The sequence below is a fragment of the Nonomuraea cypriaca genome (assembly GCF_015645445.1).
In the GTDB taxonomy this organism is placed as follows: Bacteria; Actinomycetota; Actinomycetes; order Streptosporangiales; family Streptosporangiaceae; genus Nonomuraea; species Nonomuraea cypriaca.
Window position 1 is genome coordinate 1 of sequence record NZ_JADOGI010000480.1, and the last position, 2,018, is coordinate 2,018.

Annotated in this window: 3 protein-coding genes; 1 reads left to right on the forward strand and 2 read right to left on the reverse strand. The window is 70.7% G+C overall.

What is annotated here, in order from left to right:
- Positions 1 to 95 precede the first annotated feature (95 nt).
- Complete coding sequence (locus tag ITP53_RS55020) at positions 96 to 314, forward strand: hypothetical protein (protein ID WP_195903427.1); 219 nt, start codon at positions 96 to 98, stop codon at positions 312 to 314.
- Here ITP53_RS55020 and ITP53_RS55025 read toward each other — a convergent pair.
- Positions 298 to 1,308: an NAD(P)-dependent alcohol dehydrogenase gene (locus ITP53_RS55025; protein WP_195903428.1), complete on the reverse strand. Its 1,011-nt coding sequence runs from the start codon at positions 1,306 to 1,308 to the stop codon at positions 298 to 300. The two genes, ITP53_RS55020 and ITP53_RS55025, sit on opposite strands and share 17 nt — an antisense overlap.
- Positions 1,309 to 1,333: 25 nt before the next feature.
- Positions 1,334 to 1,909 (reverse strand): TetR/AcrR family transcriptional regulator, encoded by a 576-nt coding sequence (locus ITP53_RS55030; protein ID WP_195903429.1) that lies wholly within the window; start codon positions 1,907 to 1,909, stop codon positions 1,334 to 1,336.
- Between the last annotated feature and the right edge of the window lie 109 nt (positions 1,910 to 2,018).

Here is a 2,018-nt window from a genome sequence, read left to right on the forward strand (position 1 = left end):
CTGTGGCACATCCTCCCGGCCATCGACATGGCCCGCGCCAACCTGGCCCTCGGCGCCCTGACGGGCGGGCGGCCCATCTGGACACCGCGCGGGTCGTGGCGGGCAGCGTCGTGTCCACAGCGGCGGCCGGGGTGCTGCTCTGCGAGTTGCGCCGCCACCGTGGCCTGCTGACGCCCGTGATGCTGCATTTATCCACCAACTCGCTCGGCTATCTCTTCGCCCGGATCGCGGCCGAACTCAAGCCCGTACCCGTCGCGTCCGCCAAAGCCGGTTCTGAACATCCATCCGGCATGAGGCTCACCGGAGGTCGATGACGGCGCGGTAGCGGGCGCGGCCGTGACGAACGTGGTCGACGGCCTGGTCGATCTGATCGAGGGGGAAGACTTCGACCTGGGCGTGAATGCCGTGCAGGGCCGCGAAGTCCAGGAGTTGCCGGGTGACGGCGGGTGGCCCGACCACAGCCGAGACCAGGGACTTCTCCGCGGGCAGGATGCTGAGCTGGCTGATGGTGAAAGGGCTGGTGGGCACGCCGACCACGCACAGCTTTCCGCGCGGGCGCAGTGCGGCGAAATAGTCGTCCCAGGGCAGGTCGGCACCAACGGTATCGAGGATGAAGTCGAACCGCCCATGCGCTTGCGGCACTTCGCAGGCGCTCAGGAAGTCGTGGGCGCCGAAGCGGTGGGCGTCGTCAGCCTTGTCGATGCTGGTGGAGATGGCGGTGACGTGGCAGCCCCACGCGGCCAGGATCTGGAGGGCGAGGTGCCCCAGGCCACCGACGCCGACCACGGCGACACGGTCGGTAGGCCGTACGCCGTGCCCCACGATGGCGTTGAAGACCGTTGTACCCGCACACAGCAGCGGGGCAGCCTCGGCGGAGGTCAGGGCCTCAGGGATAGGGACGACGTGGCGCCAGTCGCCGGCGCGTATGTGGCTGGCGAAGGTGCCACCCTGGTCGCGGAAGACCACATCGTCCTTCTCCGGACACAGGTGCTGGCGTCCGGACAGGCACCATTCGCAGCGGAAGCAGGAGCCGGCGGTGGCCCCCACCCCGACGCGCCGGCCGACCTGGAGGTGGCGGGGATCGACGGCGGAGCCGACGGCCGTCACGACGCCGACGCCTTCGTGTCCGGGAACGAGGGGAAAGCGGGCCTGACCGTAGTGGTCGTCGATCATGCCCAGGTCGGTCTGGCAGATGCCGCTGTGGGTAAGTGCCACGTCGACTTCGAGCGGGCCGAGCGGCGCGGGCTGGTACTCGTGGAGACGGGTGGGCCCTCCTGCGCGGTCCACCACATGGGCGCGAACGGTCATGATGTGTCCAATCACGGGGTGAGAGTTACTCGGGTGAGCCGAGGACGAGGGCGATGGCGACCTCGATGTGCCGGGCGCGGTCCTCGGGCCGGATGGTGAGGTGCTTGACGCCCGCCGAGACGGCGAGCAGGTGGTAAGCGAGGTCCTCGGCGGAGATACCCCGGGTGCGCTCCGGTCCCCCCTCGGCGCGGAGCACGGCGGCCACCGCGTCGATGACGAAGCGCTCCAGGTCGTGCAGGAGCGACTCGCCCAGCGTGTTCGCTGCGGCGAGGAGCTCGTTCACCGCCTCGCTGGTCGCCGTGGCGGCGGGCCCGTGCACCGCGAGGAGGGCTCCCAGCAGGCGCTCGTGCGCCGTCGGTTCCGTCCTGGCCAGCGCCTGGGCGACGGCTTCCTGGGTCCGGGCGATGACGCGGCGCAGGCTGGCGTGGAAGATCTCCTGCTTGTTCTTGAAATGCAGGTACAGACCCTGGCGGGAGAGTCCGGCCGCCTCGGCGAGGTCGTCCATGGAGGTCTTGCGCAGACCGAAGCGCAGAAAGACCGGCACCGCGGCGTCCGCGATCTCCTCGCTCCGGGACAGCGCCTGCTTGTCCTCGCCCGTCATGCGCGCACCCGCCCTGCCCGGAGCCTGCCGCCCGGCGCGTTGGTGTCGGTGGCGGCCCGCTCGCGGTTGCCGGAGTTCGCCCCGGCCACGTCCGCCGTCCGGTCCGCCG

Coding starts and splice junctions, on each gene's coding strand:
- ITP53_RS55025 (WP_195903428.1), bottom strand. CDS start 1,308: ATGACCGTTCGCGCCCATGTGGTGGACCGCGCAGGAGGGCCCACCCGT.
- ITP53_RS55030 (WP_195903429.1), bottom strand. CDS start 1,909: ATGACGGGCGAGGACAAGCAGGCGCTGTCCCGGAGCGAGGAGATCGCG.